We start from the raw sequence: 20,153 nt of genomic DNA, 5'->3' as shown, positions 1-20,153 counted from the left end.
GATGACCGTCGTAGAAGAGATGCCCTCGGTGACGGACGCCGCTCCGGACCCCCTCGAAGCCCCCGTCGAGCCTCCCGACCAGCCGCGCCGCATCGGCGGACCCACCCGTTCCGGTGTGCTGGCGCTGTGCGGGGCCGCCGTGTCCGGGCTGTGCGTCGCGGTGCTGCTGTTCGGTCAGATCGCGCCGTTCTCCGGCTCGTTGGGCTTCGCCGTCACCTGGTACGCCGCCTTCCTCGCGATCTACGCCGTGCTCACCGGCCTGGAGGAGGACGGACAGGCGGTCCGCGACCGGGTGATGACCACGGTGCTGTGGACGGCGGCGGGGCTGCTGTTCACGGCGCTCGCCCTCGTCGTCGGCTTCACCGCGTGGCGCGGGCGCGAGGCGTTGCCGCACGGCAACTTCTTCACCCAGGACATGCAGGCGGCCGGCCCGCTCGACCCGCTGAGCAACGGCGGCATCGCCCACGCGATGGTCGGCACGCTGATCATGATCGCCATCGCGCTGGCCGTCACGGTCCCGCTGGGGCTGGCCTGCGCGGTCTATCTCAACCAGATCCCGGGCCGCTTCTCCCGCTTCGTGCGGACCATCGTCGAGGCGATGACCGCGCTGCCGTCGATCGTGGCGGGGCTCATGGTGTACGCCGTCTGGATCCTCGGCCTCGGCATGCAGAAGTCGGGGCTGGCGGCGGGGTTCGCGATCAGCGTGATGATGCTGCCGATCGTGATCCGCGCGGCGGACGTGGTGCTGCGGCTGGTTCCCGGCACGCTGACCGAGGCCGCCGAGGCGCTGGGCGCGCCGCGCTGGCGGACCGTCTGGCACGTCGTCCTGCCGACCGCCCGCTCCGGCCTTGCGACGGCGGTCATCCTCGGCACGGCGCGCGGCATCGGCGAGACCTCGCCCGTGCTGCTCACGGCCGGCTTCACGGCCGCGCTCAACGCCGACCCGACGAGCGGGCCGATGGTCTCGCTCCCCCTCGCGGTCTTCAACTTCGTCAAGTCCCCCGAGCCCACGATGATCGCGCGCGGCTTCGGTGCGGCGGCGGTGCTGATGGGCCTGGTCCTGATCCTCTTCATGATCGCCCGTGTCATCGGCGGCCGGGGCCCGGGCCACCAGACGAAACGCCAGGCCCGCAGGACGGCCGGAGCGTCCCGCCGGGACGTCCAGAGATACGCCGAGACCAACTCCCCGGGCGCGACCGGCCCCCACGCACCCGCACCCGACAACGGAGATCTTCACCGATGATCAACGCCCTCAGACGACTGGGCATCCTGGCCGCCCTGATAGGCATCCTCAGCACGGCCACGCCCGCCTCGGCCGAGACCTACACTCCCATCGCCGGCGCCGGCTCCACCTGGGCCGAGAACGCCGTGGACGAGTGGCGCAGGGCGGTCAACCAGTACGGCATGCGGATCAGTTACGCCGGTACCGGTTCCTCCGACGGACGGCGTCAGTTCCTCTCCGGCACCGTCGACTTCGCCGTCTCGGACATCCCGTTCCAGACCAACCCGACCGACGGCTCCGCGGCCGAGCGCCCGGGCGCGGGATCGTACGCCTACATGCCGATCGTCGCCGGCGGCACGGTGTTCATGTACCACCTGACCGTCAACGGCAAGCGGGTCACCAACCTGCGTCTCTCCGGGGACGTCGTCACGAAGATCTTCACCGGGGTGATCAAGACCTGGGACGACCCCGTCATCAAGGCGGACAACCCGGGGCTCCAGCTCCCCCACCGCACGATCGTGCCCGTCGTCCGCTCCGACGGCTCCGGCTCGACCGCCCAGTTCACGATGTGGATGGCCAACCAGCACAAGTCGCTGTGGCAGGCCTACTGCGCCAAGGTGGGCCGCTCGGGCGCATGCGGGCAGACCTCGTACTTCCCCACCGTCTCCGGCATGATCGCGCAGTCCGGCGACCTGGGCGTGGCCGGTTACGTCGCCCAGAACTACGGGGAGGGCGCGATCGGTTACGTCAACTACTCGTACGCCCTCAACGCGCACTATCCGGTCGCCAAGGTCCTCAACCACGCCGGCTACTACACCGAGCCCACCCCGCAGAACGTCGCGGTGTCGCTCCTCAAGGCGAAGATCAACACCAACAGGAGCTCCGCCGACTACCTCACCCAGCAGCTCGAAGGCGTCTACAACGACAGCGACCGGCGCAACTACCCGCTGTCCAGCTACTCGTACATGATCCTGCCGCTGAAGGTGCAGGGCACCTTCACCAAGGCCAAGGGCAAGACGCTCGGCGCGTTCTCCTACTACTTCATGTGCCAGGGCCAGCAGCAGGCGCCCGACCTCGGCTACTCGCCGCTGCCGATCAACCTCGTCCAGGCCGGCTTCGAGCAGATCCGCCGCATCCCGGGCGTGCAGGCGCAGAACATCGACATCAGCAAGTGCAACAACCCCACCTTCACCTCCAACGGCCGCAACAAGCTCGCCGAGACGGCCCCCTACCCCAAGGCCTGCGACAAGAAGGGCGCCGCGTCCTGCACCGGCGGCAGCGGCGGCGCCAAGTCGACCGGCACGAGCACCGGTTCCGGCGCTGCCTCCGGCGGATCCAGCGGAGGCACGACGTCCGGCGGCACGACCGGCGGCAGCTCCTCCGCGGGAAGCGCCGGCGGCCGGCCCTCCGTCGACCCCGACACCGGCCAGACGCTGAGCCCGGGCGGAGGATCCGGTACCGCCGGCGGCTCGGGGGACGCCGCCACCGCCGCGGACGGCACGGTCGCGCTGGCCCAGCCTGTCGCGGTCGCCGGACGCACCGGCTGGACCGGCGCCCAGACCCTGATGCTGCTCGCCGCGCTCCTGGTGCTCGGGCTGATCCTGCTGCCGTCCGTGGTGTCCCGTCTCCTCCGCGACAAGGGGGCTTCGCGATGAAGAACGCCGTCCGCGGTCTTCTCACCCGTCTCCTGGCCGGCGCGGCCGTCGGCGCGCTCGCCGGACTCGCGGTCGCCCAGGCGGCCCCGCCCGCGACCGCCGCGAGCACCGGCAGCGGATCCGCCGTCACGGTCTCCGGCCGCGGCGAGTTCAAGGACATGAGGTTCACGGTCGACCGGACCACGCACCTCACCAGCCAGGCGGTCACCGTCTCCTGGACCGGGGGCACCCCGACGACGTTCGCGGGCACCCTGTTCAACACGGACTTCGTGCAGATCATGCAGTGCTGGGGCGACGACGACGGGACGGTCCCGGCCAACCCCGGCCCGTCGCGCACCCAGTGCCAGTTCGGGGCCTCCCCGACCACCGACCGGGGCAGCTGGCCGGGCAACGACTACGACGACACCCGCCGCGTCTTCTACAGCGCGGACCCCGCCAACTACGGTCAGGACAACCGCTACGGGGCCGCCAACCCGAACGCGCCGGGCGAGGTCCCCTTCAAGCCGGTCAGCGGTGACACCGTCACCAGCGGCACCCAGAACAACCCCTACTTCAACCGCAACACCACCAACGAGGTCGACTTCGCCCGCACCGGCGCCGACGGCACCGGCAAGGAGTTCTTCGAGGTCCAGACCGCGAACGAGGCCCCGCATCTCGGCTGCGGCGCACCCGTCACCGCGGGCGGTGTGACCAAGCCGCGCGGTTGCTGGCTGGTGATCGTCCCGCAGGGCCGTCTCGACCTCGACGGCAAGCCGTACGCCGACCGGAGCCAGGTCAACGCGGGCTCCCCGGTCTCCTCCAGCAACTGGCAGAACCGCATCGCGATCCCGCTCGGCTTCAACCAGGTCGGCGTCAACTGCGCCCTGGGCTCGGACGAACGCGCCACCGCCGGCAGCGAGCTCGCGGCCGACGCGATGACCAGCTGGCAGGCGGCCCTGTGCCCGTCCGGCAAGGTGTACGGCTACACGGAGCTCGGCGAGCCCGACGCCCGCGCCCGTCTCACCCGCGACGGCGGCTCCGGGCTCGCCTTCACCACCCGTGCGCTGGGCGCCGACGAGGGCACGACCGCTCCTTCGGGGACGACGTCGTACGCGCCGGTCGCGCTGTCCGCAACCGTCATCGGGTTCACCGTCGAACGCAGGCCGAAGGCCGGGGCGTCGCAGGCGGTGGAGAGACTCGCGGGCACGAAGGTCGAGTCGATCGACCTCACCCCGCGGCTGGTCGCCAAGCTGCTCACCTCGTCCTACCGCAACTCGCCCTGGGGCGCGGTGATCAGCGGCACCGCCGCCAAGAACTACGGCTGGGCGAAGAACAACCCGGCCGGCCTCGCCACCGACCCCGAGTTCGTGGAGCTGAACCCCGAGTTCGCGGAGCTGTCGGTCGCCGAGACCCCGGCCACCGACACGGACCTGCTCACCTCGCTGGGCCACTCCGACTCGGCCCGTGCGCTGTGGCAGTGGATCCGGTCGGACAAGGATGCCCGGCAGTTCCTCGGCGGGGTCTCCGACGACTGGGGCATGCGGGTCAACCCGTACTACTCCACGAACGCCGATGTGAACCCGACCGGCGCCGCCTTCGACCCGTCCCGCACGGACGACTACCCGAAGAGCGACCCCTGGTGCACGGTTCCGCCCGGCACCGGCGCCACCCAGCAGCAGTGCATGATCGACTTCCATCCGTACGTCGACGACATGCACTCCGCCGCGCTGCACACCCGCCGCACGGACGGCCTGTGGAAGTCCACCTGGGACCCGCTGGCCAGCCCGCCCGCCTACAAGAGCCCTGGCCCGCAGACCGTCGGCTCCCGGTTCGTCATCACCGTCACCGACGCGGCCTCGGCCACCCGCTACGGCCTGCAGACCGCCCGGCTGCGCAACACGGCCGGAACGTTCGCCGCGCCGACGACCGCCGCCCTGACCGCCGCCGCCGCGAGCGCCGCCGGTTCCCAGGTCGCCGAGATCAGTCCGGCGACGGCCACCGCCAAGGCCGCCTACCCGCTCGCCCAGCTGGTCTACGCCGCCGCCCGCCCCGCCGAGCTGGACGCCGCCGCCCGCAAGGACTACGCGACCCTGCTGCGGTACGCGGCGGGCGACGGCCAGCTCACCGGCGCCGACCCGGGCCGGCTGCCCGCCGGCTACGCCCCGCTGCCGAAGAAGCTGCGCGACCGCACCGTCTCCGCCGCCGACGCCCTGGCCGCCTACAAGGGCGGCCCCTCCGGCAGCGGGAGCAGCGGTTCCTCCGCCGGCTCGTCGACCGGCGGCTCCGGCACGGAGACCGGCGCGGGCAGTGCTTCGGCCGACGGCGGCGCCGGCGCGGCGGCGAGCGGCGCCGCGAGTGCCTCTCCGGCCGCCTCGGCGTCGTTCGGCGGTGGCGACGCGGTGCGCACGACCGCGCTGGGCACGACCCCCGACGACCCCGCGAACGCCCTGCGCTACGCCGTTCCCGTGGGCGCCGCCCTGGGCGCGGCGGCCGCGGTGGGCGCGCCCTTCGCGGGCGGCCGCCGGCTGCGGCTCCCGCTGCGGGTGCGGCTGCCCGGTGGCCGCACGGCGACCCTCCTACCGGCCCTGCCGGCCCTGCCGGCGCTCTCCGAGCGGCTGCACAAGCTGCTGCGGCGCTGAGAGCGCCCCCACGGACGGCCGCCCGCCCCGAAGGACAGTCGGGGCGGACGGCCCGCACCACCCTGCCAGATCCCTCTCCGCACCACCCCATTCGCACAGTCACGGAGACTCTCGATGCGCAGAACGCGCTCCACGGCGGCCCTCGTCGCCGCCTCAGTGGTGGCCGGCGGCATGGCTCTCGCGAGCCCCGCGTACGCCGATCCCACCCCCGCCGGAACCTTCCGCCAGCTGGTCGGCACGGGCTCCGACACCACCCAGGACGTGTTGAACGCCCTGGCCGGCGACACTGTCAACGGCACGGACTACACCCCCACTGCGGTGAAGTCGGCGTCCGGCGCGGGCATCGCCTCGTACGACGCGATCGGCTCCAGCACGATCCAGACCCGCTCCGGCGGTCCGGTCTTCACCCGCCCCAACGGTTCGGGTCCGGGCCGTACGGCGCTCAGCATGTCGCTGACCGGCGACAAGTTCCCCACCGCGACCGGCGTCGCCGTCCAGGGCCAGGTCGACTTCGCCCGGTCCTCCGGCGGTCCGAGCGTCTCCGGCAACGCCCTCACCTACATCCCGTTCGCGCGGGACGCGGTCGGCGTCGCGGTCCGCGGCTCCGGCCTCGACTCGCTGACGGTCGCCCAGCTGCACGACGTCTACGCGGCCGGCAGCGCCCACACGGTCAACGGCCAGACCGTGCACCCGGTCCTGCCGCAGAGCGGCTCCGGCACCCGCAAGTTCTTCCTCGGGGCGATCGGCCTGAGCGAGAACACGGTGGACACGAGCCTGCCGACCGTCCAGGAGAACCAGGCGAACGACGCCCTCACCGAGGACGGCACGCTCGTCCCGTTCTCCGTGGGCAGCTGGATCGCCCAGAGCAACGGCGTCGCCCCCACCAAGAGCGACACCGCGATCGCCGCCGGCGCGCACCTGGCGAGCATCACGCTGCCCAACGACAGCGGCGACACCAGCCCGGTCACCACGGTGAACGGCAAGCTCACCCCGGTCGCCGGCTACTACGAGAACGCCACCTTCGGCCGTGACGTCTACAACGTCGTCCCGAGCCGGGCCATCGACCCGACCAGCATCTTCTTCGACAAGGACCTCTACGACGTCTTCGTCACCAGCGGCACCCACGAGGCGGCCCTGGCCTCCGACAACGCCGAGAAGGTCATCTCCGGCTTCGGCTTCCTGAACGAGTCGTACAACGGCTCGATCAACCTGGCCAAGCACGCCAAGGTCGGCGGCCTGGAGATCTCGGGCCTGGACAGCAGCACGCCCGCCAAGCCCACGCTCACGACCACCCTGGGCGACGCGAGCCTCAAGCTGGCCTGGACCGCGCCCAGCCCCGCCCCCGCACAGGCGATCACCGACTACCGCGTCACCCTGAAGGACGCGGACGGCGGCGTCGTCGCCACGAAGGACCTGACGGCGGCCACCACGTCGTACTCCTTCACCGGCCTGGCCACCGGCGCCTACACCGCCACGGTCACCGCGAACAACGTCAACGGCACCGGCGCGGAGGCCACCTGGTCCGGCTCGGTCCGGTACGCCAGCACCACCAAGGCGACCACCGCGGCGACCCAGTACGGCAGGACCCCGAAGATCGCCGTCACCGTCACCGGTACGCACTCGGTCGTGGCGGGCGGCAAGGTGACCGTCAAGGAGGGCGCCACCATCCTCGGCACCGGCATCCTCGGCTCCACCGGCAAGGTGACCGTCAGCCTGTCGAACCACCTGAAGCCGGCCACGCACAAGCTGACCGTCTCCTACGGCGGCTCCGCCAAGCTCAACGCGTCCGCGACGACCGTCTCCCTGACGGTCACCAAGGCGACGCCCGCGGTCTCCACCAGCGCGCCCGTCTCCGTGAAGCACACGGCCCGCGCCAAGGTCACCGTCAAGGTCACCGCGACCGGCACCGTCCCCGGCGGCACGGTCCGCATCTACGAGGGCTCCCGCGTGATCGCCACCGGCACCCTGAGCGGCGGCAAGGTCATCGTCACCCTGCCGAAGCTGAGCAAGGCCCGGCACACCCTGCGCGCCTTCTACGTGGGCTCGACGACGGTGACCAGCAGGAGCAGCGCCAACTTCGTCATCAAGTCCACCTGATCCCCAGCCCATGGGGTGATCCCGGCGGCCCGAACTTCGGGCCGCCGGGCCGACATCTGTGAAGGAGGCGGGCCGCCGTGACGGTCGCCGTACCCATCACGCTCACCCGTGCCCGCGGCGTCACCGCCGTCCGCCACCTCGCGCGCGGCGGGCTGCTCGCCCTCGCCGCCCTGCTGCTCGGCATCACCGCTCAGCTGCTGCTGGTCAGCGGCGTCCAGGAACGGTCCGCGCAGCAGGCCTCGTTCGACGAACTGCGGGGTCGACTGGCCCTGGGCACCGCCCCGGTGGCCCAGACCGACCAGGACGGCCGGCTGCTCGCGCCGGGCACACCGGTCGCGCTGATCGACGTCCCCCGGCTGGGCATGACCCAAGTGGTCCTGGAGGGCACCGACTCCTCCGTCCTGACCGAGGGCCCCGGCCACCGCCGGGACACTCCCCTGCCCGGTCAGGCCGGCACCAGCGTCCTGATGGGCCGCGCCGCCGCGTACGGCGCCCCCTTCGGCGAGCTGGCCTCCCTCGGCGCGGGCGACACGTTGACCGTCACCACCGGCCAGGGCAAGGCGACCTACCAGGTCACCGGTGTGCGGCGGGCCGGCGACCCGGCCCCCGCTCCGCTCGCCGCGGGCAAGGGCCGCCTGGTCCTGGTCACCGCCACCGGTCACCGCTTCATGCCGGCCGGACTGCTGCGGGTGGACGCCGATCTGGTCTCCGCGCCGTTCCAGACCCCGGCGGCGGTCATCCGCTCCGGCACGCTCCCGGACGCCGAGGAACCGCTGGCCCGCCCGTCCGGGGCGCCCTGGCCGCTGGTGATGTGGCTCCAGGCGCTGCTGCTGGTCTCGGTGGCCGCCGTGTGGACCTGGCACCGGTGGGGCCGTCACCAGACCTGGATCGTCTTCGCCCCCGTCGTGCTGGTCCTCGGCCTCCAGGTCGCCACCCGCACCACCGAACTCCTGCCCAATCTGCTCTAGACCCGAGGTGCCCCCGTGACCGACACGATCGTCCTGCCGACCGTCGCTCCTGCTCCGGCCGCCGCCCCCGCCACCCTCGAAGCGCGTTCCGTCTCCGCCTGGTTCGGCAGCCACCAGGTGCTCAGCCGGGTGTCGCTGACGATGCCCGCGGGCGAGGTCACCGCCCTCATCGGCCCCTCCGGCTGCGGCAAGTCGACGTTCCTGCGCACCCTGAACCGGATGCACGAGCTGACCCCGGCCGCCCGGTTCGGCGGCGAGGTGCTCTTCGAGGGCGAGGACGTCTACGACGCGTCGTGGCGGCTCACGGACGCCCGGCGGCGCATCGGCATGGTCTTCCAGAAGCCGAACCCGTTCCCCGCCATGTCGATCTACGACAATGTGGTGGCGGGCCTGCGCCTCACCGGCACCCGGACCGGCCGTCGCGAGCGGGACGTCCTGGTCGAGGAGTCCCTGACCCGCGCCGGCCTCTGGAAAGAGGTCAAGGGCCGGCTGCGCCAGCCCGGCGGCGCGCTGTCCGGCGGTCAGCAGCAACGTCTGTGCATCGCAAGGGCGTTGGCCGTACGCCCCCGGGTGCTGCTGATGGACGAGCCGTGCTCGGCGCTGGACCCCACCTCCACCCGCCGCGTCGAGGAGACCGTCCAGGAGCTGGCCGGGCAGGTCACGGTCGTGATCGTCACCCACAACATGCAGCAGGCCGCCCGCGTCTCCCAGCAGTGCGCGTTCTTCCTCGCCGAACAGGGCACCCCGGGCGGCATCGTCGAGGCCGGCCCCACGACCGATGTCTTCGGCGCCCCGAAGGACCCGCGGACGGCGGACTATGTGGCGGGCCGCTTCGGCTGAGCCACGGCGCACGGTCCGCGCGGCGCAGGGCAGGCCCTGCTCACACTGCCCACGGCCCTTGGCTGTCGGCCCCCGGCAGGTCGGATAGATCGGATCTCTCGCAGTGCATTGACGTACATCATCCCCTTCCCTATGTTGCGCCACGGGATAGCTCCGATGAATCGCCGAGCCTGCCTGGAGGCACCGTGCCCTGCCCCGCCGCGCCCGACCCGTCCAGACGTACCGTCCTCGCCACCGGATCCGCCGTGGGCGGCGCGGTGTTGGCCACCGGCCTGTCGGCCGCCCGGGCGAGCGCGGCCGACCGCGCCGAGACGGCCACGACCCGTGAGGACCCCTGGCGGGTCGTTCTCGACGACGCCGACCTCGTCTGGCAGCGGATGCCGACGACCTGGTACGAGGGCCCGTTCCTCGGCAACGGCCTCCTCGGCTCCGGGATCTACGCGGAGCCGAGCGCCGAGCCGGGCGCGGCGTCGACGGCCGTGCGCTTCAACGTCCAGCACTCCGAAGTGCAGGACCACCGGCCGGAGTTCGGCTCCCTCTTCGGCCTGGCCCGGTTGCCGATCGGTTACTTCACCCTGGAGCCGGTGGGGGCGATCACCGGTCTGGACTGGCGACTGTCGCTGCACGAGGCCGAGTTGACCGGCACGCTCACCACCGACAAGGGCACTCTGTCGCTGCGCGCCCTGGTCCACAACGACCGCTCGGTCCTCGCCGTGGAGGTGACGCCGAGCACGGGCGAGCGCGGTTTCCGCTGGGTGTTCCACCCGGCGGACGCGATCAGTCCACGAGCCGCGTTCAAGCCGCTGCCGGACGGCTACCGGGGCAACCCGCCCGCGCAGGTCGCCGACCACGGCGGGGTGACGGCCGCCGTGCAGCCACTGCTGGCGGGCGGACAGCACGTCACCGCCTGGCGGGAGCGGACCAGGGGCCGGACGCGGACGCTCTACGTGCACGTCGCGCACTCGTTCCCGCGGAGCACAGCCCTGGAGCGAGCCCTGGGGGCGGTCCGTGCCGCGGCCCTGCTGCCGTACTCCGCCCTGGCCGTGAGCCATCGCGCGTGGTGGCACGCGTACTACCGCAAGAGCTTCCTGTCCGTCCCCGACGCCCGTATCCAGCGCTTCTACTGGATCCAGCTCTACAAGACCGCCTCCGCGGCCCGCCGCGACGCTCCGGTGATGGCGACGAGCGGCCCCTGGCTGGAGCCCACGCCCTGGCCCAACACCTGGTGGAACCTCAACGCCCAGCTGGAGTACTGGCTCATCCACGGCTCCAACCATCTCGAACTCGACGCGATCACAAGGGCGTTGAGCGAGTTCCGGGACAACCTCGCGGCCGAGGTGCCGACGCCGTACCGCACCGACTCGCTCGGCATCCCCCGCACCACCGACCCCCACCTGGTCAACGGCGCGGCCAGCGCCCTGATGGGGTACGGCGTCGGCGTCCCCGGCCAGGACCCGCCGACCCCCGAAGTCGGCAATCTGACCTGGGCGTTGCACAACGTCTGGCTCAGCTACCGCCACACAATGGACAGGTCGATCCTCCGGGACGTCCTCTACCCCCTCCTCCGCAAGGCGATCAACTACTACCTGCACTTCCTGGAGCCCGGACCGGACGGCAGACTGCACCTGCCCGCGACCTTCTCCCCCGAGTACGGCGGCGACTCGCGCGACTGCAACTACGACCTGATGCTCCTGACCTGGGGCTGCCGCACCCTGCTCGAATCCGCCGAACTCCTCGGCGTCCAGGACCCGTCGGCCCCCCGCTGGCGCGAGGTGCTGGCGAAGCGGGCGGCGTATCCGACGGACGCGAACGGTTTCATGATCGGCGCGGACATCCCCTTCGCGAAGTCCCACCGCCACTACTCGCACCTGCTCGCCGTCTACCCGCTGTACGAGGTGACCGGCCGCACGCCCGACGAACGCGCCCTGATCGAGCGGTCGTTGGCGCACTGGGTGGGCTTCGAGGGGGCTCTCCAGGGCTATACGTTCACGGGCGCCGCCTCGATCTCCGCACTGCTCGGCAAGGGTGAGGACGCGCTGCGGTACCTCGGCGAGCTCATGACCCGCTTCATCAAGCCCAACACCATGTACCAGGAGTCGGGCCCGGTCATCGAGACGCCCCTGTCGGCGGCCCAGTCCCTGCACGACATGGTCTGCCAGTCCTGGGGCGGGATCATCAGGGTGTTCCCCGCACTGCCCGCCGCCTGGGCGGACCTCGTCGTGCACGACTTCCGCACCCAGGGCGCCTTCCTGCTGAGCGCCCGCCGCCAGGGCGGCGCCACCCGCTGGGTGCGGCTGGTCAGCGAGGCGGGCGCCGACTGCGTCGTACGGCACGGGATCCCGGGACCGGTCGATGTCCGTGACCGGCGGGGCCGCGTCCTGCGGCACTCCGAGGCCGGCGACGGCGCCGTCCATGTCCCGCTGCGCAAGGGCGAGTCGGCGCTGATCACCGCCAGGGGCGACCGCCCCGACCTGACCGTCGCACCCGTGCGCGCGAACGAGGACGCACCCCGCTGGGGACTGCCCGGCGCCTGAGCCGGGAGGGTTTCGCGGGCGAAGCTTTCACCGCCGCGGAGATTGGCCGGAAACCGATCCGGCCTCATCGGTCCGGACCATTGACCGTGCCCGGTCCGACCGGGACTCTGTTCCACGCCCCTCAATCTGATGCATGAACTCTGTCCATGTATATGAACGAGAACGAGGTGAGTCCATCATGAGCACATCCCGCAACGCGTCCCGCAGGACCCTGCTCGGCGCGGCACTCGGCGGTGCGGCGGCGGTCACGGTCGGCGGCCTGCCCGGCACCGCCCACGCCGCCGCCTGGCAGCAGAAGTGGGCGCCGTCGGCGAGCAGCGCCGGCCTGGGCGCCTTCGAGACGATCGAGGACGACCGCGCCGACTCCCACACATCGGGTCAGCCGCACATCTTCGCCACCGGCAACAACTGGCGCTTCAACATGCACATGGGCGACCGGGACACCTCCACCGACCGTCAGCGTCAGGAGGTCACCGGTCTGCGCAACGGCAGCGGCAGCGACTACCTCAAGTGGACCTCGGGACAGACCTGGCGGGTCACGTACTCGATGTACATCCCCAGCTCCCTGAAGGCAACCACCACCTTCACGCACATCATGCAGATGAAGCAGCCGGGCACCGGCACCTCGCCGATCGTCGTGCAGTCGCTGCGGCGGGTGAACGGGGTGCAGACCATCGAGCTCAAGCTGTTCGAGCAGGACATCCTGGTGGGCCGCACCGACCTCGCGCCCCTGCACGACAAATGGACCGACGTCGACTTCCAGATCAAGGTCGGCGACGGCTCGGCCGGCTCGGTGCGCTGGATCCTCAAGAGCGGCTCGACCACCGTCGTCGACGCCTCGAAGACCGGCGTCGACACCTTCCTCGCCGACCGGGTGCGCCCGAAGTGGGGCATCTACCGCTCCCTCGGCGACACCTCCGGGTCCCTGCAGGACTGCTATCTCCTGCTCACCAACCTGCGTGGCTACCAGCTCGTCTGAGGAGCCGGGCCGAGAACGGGCGCCGCCAGGCCTTCGGGGGAATCCGCGGCCGTCCGCGTGGGCCGCCGGGCCGCGGGTGGAACGAAGAGGGGCATGTCCCCCCACTCCGACCCGCCCGCGTCACCGCCCGGCCGGACCGGCGGTACGCAGACCCGCGTGCCGCGCACGCTGCGGAGCGCCGCCGCGTACGCCTGGCGCATCCTGGTGGTCGGCGTCGTCGTGCAGGCCGCGTTCTCCGTGCTGGGACAGTTCCATCGCATCGCCGTCGCGGTCTTTCTCGGTCTCGTCATCACGGCCGTGCTGAAGCCCCTGGCCGACCTGCTCTCCCGTGTCCTGCCCCGGCCGCTCGCGGTCGCGGTCGCCGTCGTCGCGGGGATCGTCCTCGTCCTCGGCGGCCTGGCTCTGGTGGGCGAGACCGTCGCCGGACAGCGGACCGGACTCGAGCGGGAGTTCGTCTCGGGCTTCGACCGGATCGAGCACCGGCTGGAGGATCCGCCCTTCCGGCTGGAGCCGGGGGCGCTGGACGACGTCCGGTCCCGGATCGGCAGGCTGCTCTCCAGCCACCGCTCCACGGTCATCAGCACCGCGCTGAGCGGCGCGAGCCGACTCCTCGAGGTGCTGACCGTCCTCGCCCTCGCCTTGTTCTGCTCGGTCTTCTTCACCCACTCGGGCGACCGGCAGTGGCGCTGGTTCTGCGACCAGCTGCCGCCGCCGGCGCAGGGCCGGGTGGCACTCGCGGGCCGGACGGCCTGGCGGACCTTCACCGGCTACACCCATGGCATCCTGCTGGTCGCCGCCACCAACGCGGTCCTCGTCGGCATCGCCCTGTCCCTGCTGGGCGTCCCGCTCGCGGTGCCGCTGGCACTCCTGGAATTCACCGCCGCGTTCATCCCGCTGATCGGCTCGCCCATCGCGCTCTCCGTCGCGGCCGTCGTCGCACTCGCGTCGAAGGGGGTGCTCACCGCGGCGGTGGTCGTGGCGCTGATCGTGATCATCGGTCAGATCGAGGGCCATCTGCTGCACCCGATCGTGATGAGCTGGGCCGTCCGGCTGCATCCGGTGGTGGTCGCCCTGTCGGTCACCGGCGGAGCGGTCGCGGCCGGCGTGATCGGAGCGGTCGTGGCCGTGCCCTTCGTGGCCGTGGTGTGGTCCGTCCGCCAGGCACTGCGCCATCAGGACGCGACGGCGAAGACCGCCGATCCCGACCCCTCGGCCGGGTAGTCGTGTTCGGGAACTCGGGGACAGGGTCGGATCGCCGCGCGAGACCCTCGCCGTCGCGCCTGTGCTCGGGCCATGTCGCCGTGCGCATCGTCGAGTCGGCGATCAGGTCGGTCCGTCCGCCGTTGCGTCCTCCGGGTCCGTCGCCGGAGCGGGCGCCGTCGCCGCGATACGGCGATAGGCGGCGCGGGCGTCGAGGATCCGGGCCAGCGCGGTGCCGACGAGGGCCGCGGCGCACAGGCAGCTCAGCCAGAACGCGTCCCGGTCGCCGGCCCAGGTGAGGGTGCCGGCGGGCGGGACGGCGAACCCGTTGAGCATCAGCCAGCACAGGACGGCGGTGCCGGGGGCCGCGGTGAAGCGGGCGCACAGCCCCAGTAAGGCCGCCAGCGCGGACAGCGCCGCCAGCGCGAGCCCCGGCCGGTCCGTGCCCAGCAGGATGTTGTGCAGCGCCACCAGGATCAGCGCACCGCCGAAGGCCGTGGCCCACACCAGCGGGGTGGCGACGGGCTGGGGCACGGGCCTGGTACCTGGCCTCAGGGACACCCACTCGATCATGTTCCACGCCGCCTTCCGTTCCGGCCGTTCCCCGACACGGCGATGGTGGCAGGCGTGCTGCCGACGGCGTTCGACAATCGGGAAGACGGGTGTCGCCCACACCCTGAGGTGGACGACACCCATCGCGCCTACTTGATGTGGACGAGCCCGTCGGTGGTGACGGTCGGGCGGCCCGCGGTGCCCACGACGACGATCTTGACCGTGTGCTTGGCGGCGGTGGACCAGGTCTTCGTCCAGACCGCCTGCCGGTAGAGGGTGGTGGCGGACTTCAGGTCGACGGTCGCGACCTTGGCGCCGTCGACGTAGACGTACGCCTGGCCCGAGGTGGCGGCGCGGGAGACCACCCAGGCGGCGGAGCGCCCGGTGAAGGTCCAGGTGAGGCTCGCGCCCTTGGCTGCGCTGGAGTACGACTTGCCGCCGAGGTAGCTGGTGGAGGAACGGGCGGTCCAGGCACCGGACTTGGCCGCGGAGGTCTCCTGGAGGATCGCCGGGGTGTAGGAGGCCGAGGAGGCGCGGTAGTTGCCCGCATAGTCATAGGCCTGCATCGACCAGGTGGCGGCGGCGCCGGGCTTGGCGGTGCGGCTGGAGGCGGTGACGGTCGGGCCGAACGTGGCCGTGGTGGGGGCCAGCAGCCTCACCTCCCGCAGCGCCTTGTCGTCGACGGCCTTCCAGCCGAGGGTGACCGGGACGGCCGTGGCGGTGACGACGCCGGTGCGCAGGGAGAGCTTCGGGGCGGTGGTGAAGGTCGGGGCGGCGGTGTCGGCCACGACCGTGAGCGCGGCGGTGGTCGTCGCCTTGCCGGACTGGTGGACGGCCCGTACGGCGACGGTGTGGCTGCCCGCGGCCAGGGTCGCGCTCGCGGAGGTGGCGGTGCCGGCGGCGGTGGCCGCGATCTTGCCGTCGACCAGCAGTTCGGTCCTGGAGATGAGCGTGCCGGGCGTGGTCGTCGACCAGCGCGCGGTGATCGCGCCCTTGGTGTAGTACGTCGAGCCGGACAGGGTCGCGCCGCTCACCGAGGCGACCTTCAACCCCTGCACGGGGCCGGCGGCCCAGGCGCGGATGGTCGGCAGCTGGTCGTAGAGCAGACCGCCGGGGCACAGGGTGTTGTAGCCGTCCCGGTGCCCGGAGATGCGCTGGAAGGTGTACTTGGTGCCCGCGGTGAAGGCGGTGCCGGAGAAGTTCTTCTGGGTGGCGCCAGAGGTGAGCTGGACGGTCCCGGCGGGGTCGGCGCCGTACTGGCCCAGCTTCCAGGCGGCCAGGCGGGCGACCGAGGCGAGGGCGGCGCTGGAGGGGCTGGCGGTGGTGTAGTCGCCGAGCACCGCGACGCCCGCGGCCTCCCGGTTCCAGCCGTAGGTGTGGGCGCCGAACACCGGCAGGTCGACGCCGCCCTTACGGCCTTCGAAGATCGTGCCGCACTTGTCGACCAGGAAGTTGTAGCCCATGTCCTTCCAGCCGCTGACCTGCACGTGGTAGGCGTAGATGGCGCGCACGATCGACGCCGAGTCGGCGGTGCAGGAGTAGTCGTTGGCCCCGTCGGTGTGATGGACGAAGACGGCCTTGACGTCCGCGTTGTACTCCGGCGCCTCGGGGCTGATCGACTCGTCCGCGCCCCAGCCGACCCGTGAGGTGATCGGCGGTTCGGGGACGGTGGACGACGGCGCGGTGGGCACGGTGGCCGTCGGGCTCGGGGTCGTGCTCGGCGTGGCGGACGGGGAACCCGAGTCCGTCGGCGTGGCCGAGGTCGTGGTGTCGGTCGGCTCGGCGGACGCGGTGGTCTGACTGTCCGTCGGGGTCGAGGTGGCGCTGTCGGTCGGAGAGGCGGAGTCGGTGGACTCGGTGGAAGCGGTGTCCGTGGGGTCGGGGGTCTCGTCGGCGACGAACGCGGCCGGCTCCGGCGCGTCGACCTTGGCCTCGGCCGCGGTCACCACACCCGGGTCGACGAGGTTGACCTCCATGCCCTTGGGCAGCGAAGTGCTCGTGGTGCCGTTCTTGCGGACGACCTGTACCTGCACGCCGTCCGAGGGGCCGACCCACAGGGGCTCGGACGCGCCGCGCACCCCGGGCTCCGGACGGTCCAGCGGGTCGACGTCCACGTCCAGGTCGTGCCAGGCGCTCCATTCGCCGCTCGTCAGGCTGCGGGTGCGGACCTGCGCCGTGCCGTCGAGCCGCTTCGCGGCCCCCGTCCAGGAGACGCCGAGCATCGAGAACTGCGCGGTGCCCGTGCGCGCCAGCTCACGGCGGTCGCCCGCGGCGCTCTTCAGACCCACGTCGTAGACCTTCACCGGCCGCTTGGACCGGCCCGAGGCCTCGGAATGGTCGGAGGGGCTGGCGACCGCGTAGGTCACCACACCGCCACCGCCCAGGACGACCGCGCCCAGCGTCAGCCACGCGCGCCGTTTCAGGCTCAATGGTCTGTACGCATGCGACGAACGACGACTCACGACGAAAACCCCCAAAGACGGCCGGTAAGGCCACAGAAGACATGGCACGCGGGGCACACCCGTCTCGCGGGCCCCCTCCGCGTACAGCGCTCCGGGGCTGAAGATCATCACAGCGAAGACGGCCCGCGTGACGCAGATCACCGTGATGGTCGGGGTCGACAGGTTTCGTCAGGCTCGATCCTGTGGTTTGCGCCAGATCCTGATCTCGGTCGCCGGAAGTCGCTCCGCGAAGCCGCTCCCGGGTGCTGCCGTCTGCCGCAGCAGCGCGCGCAGCTCCCGCTCGAAGTCCGCCAGCCGGTCGCCGAACAGGTGCGGCGCGGAGTCGGATCGGGAGAACGTCCACGCGACGATGTCGTCCGCCGTGCGGTCGACGACGTCCCCGGCAGGCACGACGTGTCGCTCGACGGGCCCGAATCCCGCCCGGGCGATGACGAGGTCCTCCCGGTCCGGCGTGCCGTGCACGAGCGTGCCCTGCCCCGCTCGGCGCACCGGCCCCAGGTATCCGCGCACCAGATCGCGGATCCGGTCGTACGGGGGTTCGGGCGAGGGCAGCGGCCTCGGGTCGGCGGGCGGGTCCTTGAGGTCACTGATGTGGACGAACGCACCACCCGGCTCCAGCATCTCCAGCACGGTGGCCGCGACGCGATCGCGATCCGTCCAGTGGAAGGACTGGGCGAACACCACGGCCCGGAACGCGCCCAGCCCCGCCGGGAGGTCCTCGGCGCGGGCGACCACCCACCGTGCGTTGGTCACCCCGCGTCGTCCGGCCTGTCGCCGGGCCTCGGTGAGCATGTCCTCGTCCGGGTCGAGGCCGACCGCCTCGGTGACGAACCGCGCCATCGGGAGCAGCACGATGCCCGGGCCGCAGCCGACGTCGAGGAGTCTGCCCCGGCCGTCCAGTCCGAGGGCCGTCGCCAGTGTGTCGGCGAAGCCCGGGGCGTAGGGGAGCCGACCGCGCTCGTAATGGGCCGCGCTGCCCTGGAACAGGGTGCGGTCCCACTGCCATCCGTCAGGCATCCCGGTTCCACTCCATGAGTCGGCCAAGTCGTCGACGGTTTCGAGCCCTCGGCGAACGCGTACGCTCCCGGCTCTGGCCCCGGCGACCTACCCGGCGGTATACAAGCCCCGTCGAACGGTACAACGGCCGTACGTGACGGCGTCGTCGGTCAGGCGTCGGTTCAAGGGGGAGGAACGCGATGCAGAGCAACGTGGGCAAGGCGAGCCGGATCAACCGCCGAAAGGGCGTCACCCTCCTGGCAGCGCTGGGGGGTTGCGCGCTGGTCGCCGCCTCCACGGTGCCCGCCGCGGCGCACGGCGGGGGGCGTGACAGCCAGTACGTCGCGCTCGGCGACTCCTACACCTCCGGCCCCTTCATCCCCCGGCAGGTGGACGCCAACTGCGCGCGCTCCGACCACAACTACCCGTCGATCGTGGCCGGGCAGCTACGGGTGAGCCAGTTCAAGGACGTCAGCTGCAGCGGGGCGACGACCGAGCACATGTGGAAGCCACAGGGCACCAACGGCCCGCAGCTCGACGCGGTGGGCCGCAACAGCGACGTCGTCACCGTGCAGATCGGCGGCAACGACATCGGCTTCGGCACCATCATCGGCACCTGCGCGCAGCTGGCTCCGACGGACCCGACCGGCGATCCGTGCCGGCGCCACTACGGCGCCTCCGGCGTCGACCAGCTCAGCGTCACGATCGCCAAGACCGCGCCCAAGATCGCACGGGTGCTGGAGGCCGTGCACGACCGGGCCCCGCGCGCCCGGGTGCTCCTCGTCGGCTATCCGGACCTGCTGCCCGACGACGGCAGCGGCTGTGCGCCGTCGGTGCCCTTCGCGACAGGGGACTTCCCCTACCTCCGGGACACCGAGAAGCGTCTCAACCTGATGCTCCGTCTGGTGGCCCGCTGGAACCACGTGGAGTACGTCGACACCTACGGTCCGACCATCGGCCACGACATGTGCAAGTCCCCGGCCGTCCGTTGGATCGAGCCGTTGCAGCCCGCCTCGCCGGCCGCTCCCGCACACCCCAACGCCAAGGGGGAGGAAGCCATGGCGGGTGCGGTGCTGAAGCGCCTCACCCACGGGCGCGGCGGCCGCTGACCGTCCGGCTTCAGTGGACGACGTCGGCGAGGTGCGGCACCACGCGGGTCAGCCGTAGTACGCCCCAGAGGATGAGGAGCACGCCGATCGCCTCGGGCAGCAGCCACCAGCCCGTGCGGATCTGCTCCTCGAAGAGCACGACGCCCAGCAGGAGACTCACCGCGGCGTCACCGATGGTCAGCGCGGGCTGGGAGGCGGCCAGGGGGCCGGCTTGCAGCGCGTTCTCCAGCAGCAGGAGTGCCGCCACCCCGGTGATCGCGAAGCCGTAGGTCTGCCAGGCGCTGAGGAAGGCGGACAGGCCGCCGTCGGCGAGACGGCCTGTCGCCGACTTCAGGAGAGCTGCCGTCAGGGCGTTGCCCACCGCCGCGGCCGACGCCAGCGCGGCTGCCCGGAACAACGGCGAGGACGCGGAGCGGGCCAGGAGAGCCGCGCCGGCCATCACCGCCATGACGACGACCAGTACCGGGATCCACCAGTCCATGGCGGCCTGGTGCCGGTCGCCGGAGGGGGCCGCCGCGGCCAGGAGCAGGGCGAGTCCGGCCACCACCGCCCCGACGGCCCACCAGGCGGCTGCCGACAGCCGGCGGTGCAGCAGGGGCACCGCCACCAGCAGGGCGAACGGAAGTTCGAGGATGAACACGGGCTGGACCAGGGCCATGGGTCCGTTGATCAGGGCCAGGGCCTGGAACACCGCGGCCCCCGTCACGCCCGCGATGCCGATCGCCCAGGCGGGCCGCCGCGCGAGCGCGAGCAGCAGCCGCACTCCGCCGCCCCGCGCCACCGTGGCGGCGGCCTTGCGCTGGAAGGCCGTGCCCACCGCGTTGCTGGCGGCGCCCAGGACGGCGAAGAGCACGGCGAGCACGATCATGACTCCACCATGCCTCGCTTTCGCCGCCCCCTCAGCCCGGGCGGGAGCTGCCC

General features: G+C 72.1%; 14 protein-coding genes. 10 read left to right on the top strand and 4 right to left on the bottom strand.

The annotated features are described in order from the left end of the window. The first annotated feature begins 1 nt into the window (after window position 1). The 9 genes from pstA (at window position 2) to ACWD4O_RS24530 (ending at window position 14,134) form a co-directional block, all read left to right on the top strand. Entirely contained in the window at window positions 2-1,243 is a 1,242-nt protein-coding gene (gene pstA, locus ACWD4O_RS24570) for a phosphate ABC transporter permease PstA (protein ID WP_451282837.1), read from the top strand. Beyond that, the gene (gene pstS, locus ACWD4O_RS24565; RefSeq protein ID WP_451282835.1) at window positions 1,240-2,877 is read left to right on the top strand and encodes a phosphate ABC transporter substrate-binding protein PstS; all 1,638 of its coding nucleotides are present in this window, start codon (window positions 1,240-1,242) and stop codon (window positions 2,875-2,877) included. The genes pstA and pstS overlap by 4 nt, the downstream gene beginning before the upstream one ends. Continuing rightward, window positions 2,874-5,495 carry a hypothetical protein gene (locus tag ACWD4O_RS24560; RefSeq protein WP_451282833.1) on the top strand — a complete coding sequence of 874 codons (2,622 nt, stop codon included), beginning with the start codon at window positions 2,874-2,876 and terminating at the stop codon, window positions 5,493-5,495. The genes pstS and ACWD4O_RS24560 overlap by 4 nt, the downstream gene beginning before the upstream one ends. Window positions 5,496-5,609: 114 nt before the next feature. Then, complete coding sequence (locus ACWD4O_RS24555) at window positions 5,610-7,592, top strand: Ig-like domain repeat protein (RefSeq protein WP_451282831.1); 1,983 nt, start codon at window positions 5,610-5,612, stop codon at window positions 7,590-7,592. 77 nt (window positions 7,593-7,669) lie between these two features. Continuing rightward, window positions 7,670-8,560 (top strand): sortase, encoded by an 891-nt coding sequence (locus tag ACWD4O_RS24550; RefSeq protein ID WP_451282829.1) that lies wholly within the window; start codon window positions 7,670-7,672, stop codon window positions 8,558-8,560. 15 nt (window positions 8,561-8,575) lie between these two features. Continuing rightward, window positions 8,576-9,400: a phosphate ABC transporter ATP-binding protein gene (locus ACWD4O_RS24545; RefSeq protein ID WP_451282827.1), complete on the top strand. Its 825-nt coding sequence runs from the start codon at window positions 8,576-8,578 to the stop codon at window positions 9,398-9,400. A gap of 185 nt (window positions 9,401-9,585) precedes the next feature. Further along, a complete protein-coding gene (locus ACWD4O_RS24540) occupies window positions 9,586-11,934 on the top strand; it encodes a glycosyl hydrolase family 95 catalytic domain-containing protein (protein ID WP_451282826.1) in 2,349 nt (782 codons plus the stop codon). A 178-nt stretch (window positions 11,935-12,112) separates the two neighbouring features. Further along, window positions 12,113-12,913 (top strand): Tat pathway signal sequence domain protein, encoded by an 801-nt coding sequence (locus tag ACWD4O_RS24535; protein ID WP_451282824.1) that lies wholly within the window; start codon window positions 12,113-12,115, stop codon window positions 12,911-12,913. Window positions 12,914-13,006: 93 nt separating this feature from the next. Further along, window positions 13,007-14,134 (top strand): AI-2E family transporter, encoded by a 1,128-nt coding sequence (locus tag ACWD4O_RS24530; protein WP_451282822.1) that lies wholly within the window; start codon window positions 13,007-13,009, stop codon window positions 14,132-14,134. A 102-nt stretch (window positions 14,135-14,236) separates the two neighbouring features. Here ACWD4O_RS24530 and ACWD4O_RS24525 read toward each other — a convergent pair whose 3' ends face one another. From ACWD4O_RS24525 to ACWD4O_RS24515, 3 genes are all read right to left on the bottom strand, one after another. Further along, window positions 14,237-14,686: a hypothetical protein gene (locus ACWD4O_RS24525; protein WP_451282820.1), complete on the bottom strand. Its 450-nt coding sequence runs from the start codon at window positions 14,684-14,686 to the stop codon at window positions 14,237-14,239. A gap of 128 nt (window positions 14,687-14,814) precedes the next feature. Then, window positions 14,815-17,088: an N-acetylmuramoyl-L-alanine amidase gene (locus tag ACWD4O_RS24520; protein WP_451282950.1), complete on the bottom strand. Its 2,274-nt coding sequence runs from the start codon at window positions 17,086-17,088 to the stop codon at window positions 14,815-14,817. Between the two features lie 207 nt (window positions 17,089-17,295). After that, window positions 17,296-18,144 (bottom strand): class I SAM-dependent methyltransferase, encoded by an 849-nt coding sequence (locus tag ACWD4O_RS24515; protein ID WP_451282818.1) that lies wholly within the window; start codon window positions 18,142-18,144, stop codon window positions 17,296-17,298. Between the two features lie 179 nt (window positions 18,145-18,323). Between ACWD4O_RS24515 and ACWD4O_RS24510 the strand changes: the two genes are divergently transcribed. Continuing rightward, complete coding sequence (locus tag ACWD4O_RS24510) at window positions 18,324-19,232, top strand: SGNH/GDSL hydrolase family protein (protein WP_451282816.1); 909 nt, start codon at window positions 18,324-18,326, stop codon at window positions 19,230-19,232. 10 nt (window positions 19,233-19,242) lie between these two features. Here the strand turns inward: ACWD4O_RS24510 and ACWD4O_RS24505 are convergent, their stop codons facing one another. Further along, on the bottom strand, window positions 19,243-20,100 hold the full coding sequence (locus ACWD4O_RS24505; protein WP_451282815.1) for a DMT family transporter: 858 nt from the start codon (window positions 20,098-20,100) through the stop codon (window positions 19,243-19,245). Window positions 20,101-20,153: the final 53 nt, after the last annotated feature.

The organism is Streptomyces sp. NPDC002623 (assembly GCF_053592635.1).
Note: the sequence above shows the minus strand (reverse complement) of the source record. Positions and strands in the feature narration are given on the sequence as shown.

Coding starts and splice junctions, on each gene's coding strand:
- pstA (WP_451282837.1), top strand. CDS start 2: ATGACCGTCGTAGAAGAGATGCCCTCGGTGACGGACGCCGCTCCGGAC.
- pstS (WP_451282835.1), top strand. CDS start 1,240: ATGATCAACGCCCTCAGACGACTGGGCATCCTGGCCGCCCTGATAGGC.
- ACWD4O_RS24560 (WP_451282833.1), top strand. CDS start 2,874: ATGAAGAACGCCGTCCGCGGTCTTCTCACCCGTCTCCTGGCCGGCGCG.
- ACWD4O_RS24555 (WP_451282831.1), top strand. CDS start 5,610: ATGCGCAGAACGCGCTCCACGGCGGCCCTCGTCGCCGCCTCAGTGGTG.
- ACWD4O_RS24535 (WP_451282824.1), top strand. CDS start 12,113: ATGAGCACATCCCGCAACGCGTCCCGCAGGACCCTGCTCGGCGCGGCA.
- ACWD4O_RS24530 (WP_451282822.1), top strand. CDS start 13,007: ATGTCCCCCCACTCCGACCCGCCCGCGTCACCGCCCGGCCGGACCGGC.
- ACWD4O_RS24525 (WP_451282820.1), bottom strand. CDS start 14,686: ATGATCGAGTGGGTGTCCCTGAGGCCAGGTACCAGGCCCGTGCCCCAG.
- ACWD4O_RS24515 (WP_451282818.1), bottom strand. CDS start 18,144: ATGCCTGACGGATGGCAGTGGGACCGCACCCTGTTCCAGGGCAGCGCG.
- ACWD4O_RS24510 (WP_451282816.1), top strand. CDS start 18,324: ATGCAGAGCAACGTGGGCAAGGCGAGCCGGATCAACCGCCGAAAGGGC.
- ACWD4O_RS24505 (WP_451282815.1), bottom strand. CDS start 20,100: ATGATCGTGCTCGCCGTGCTCTTCGCCGTCCTGGGCGCCGCCAGCAAC.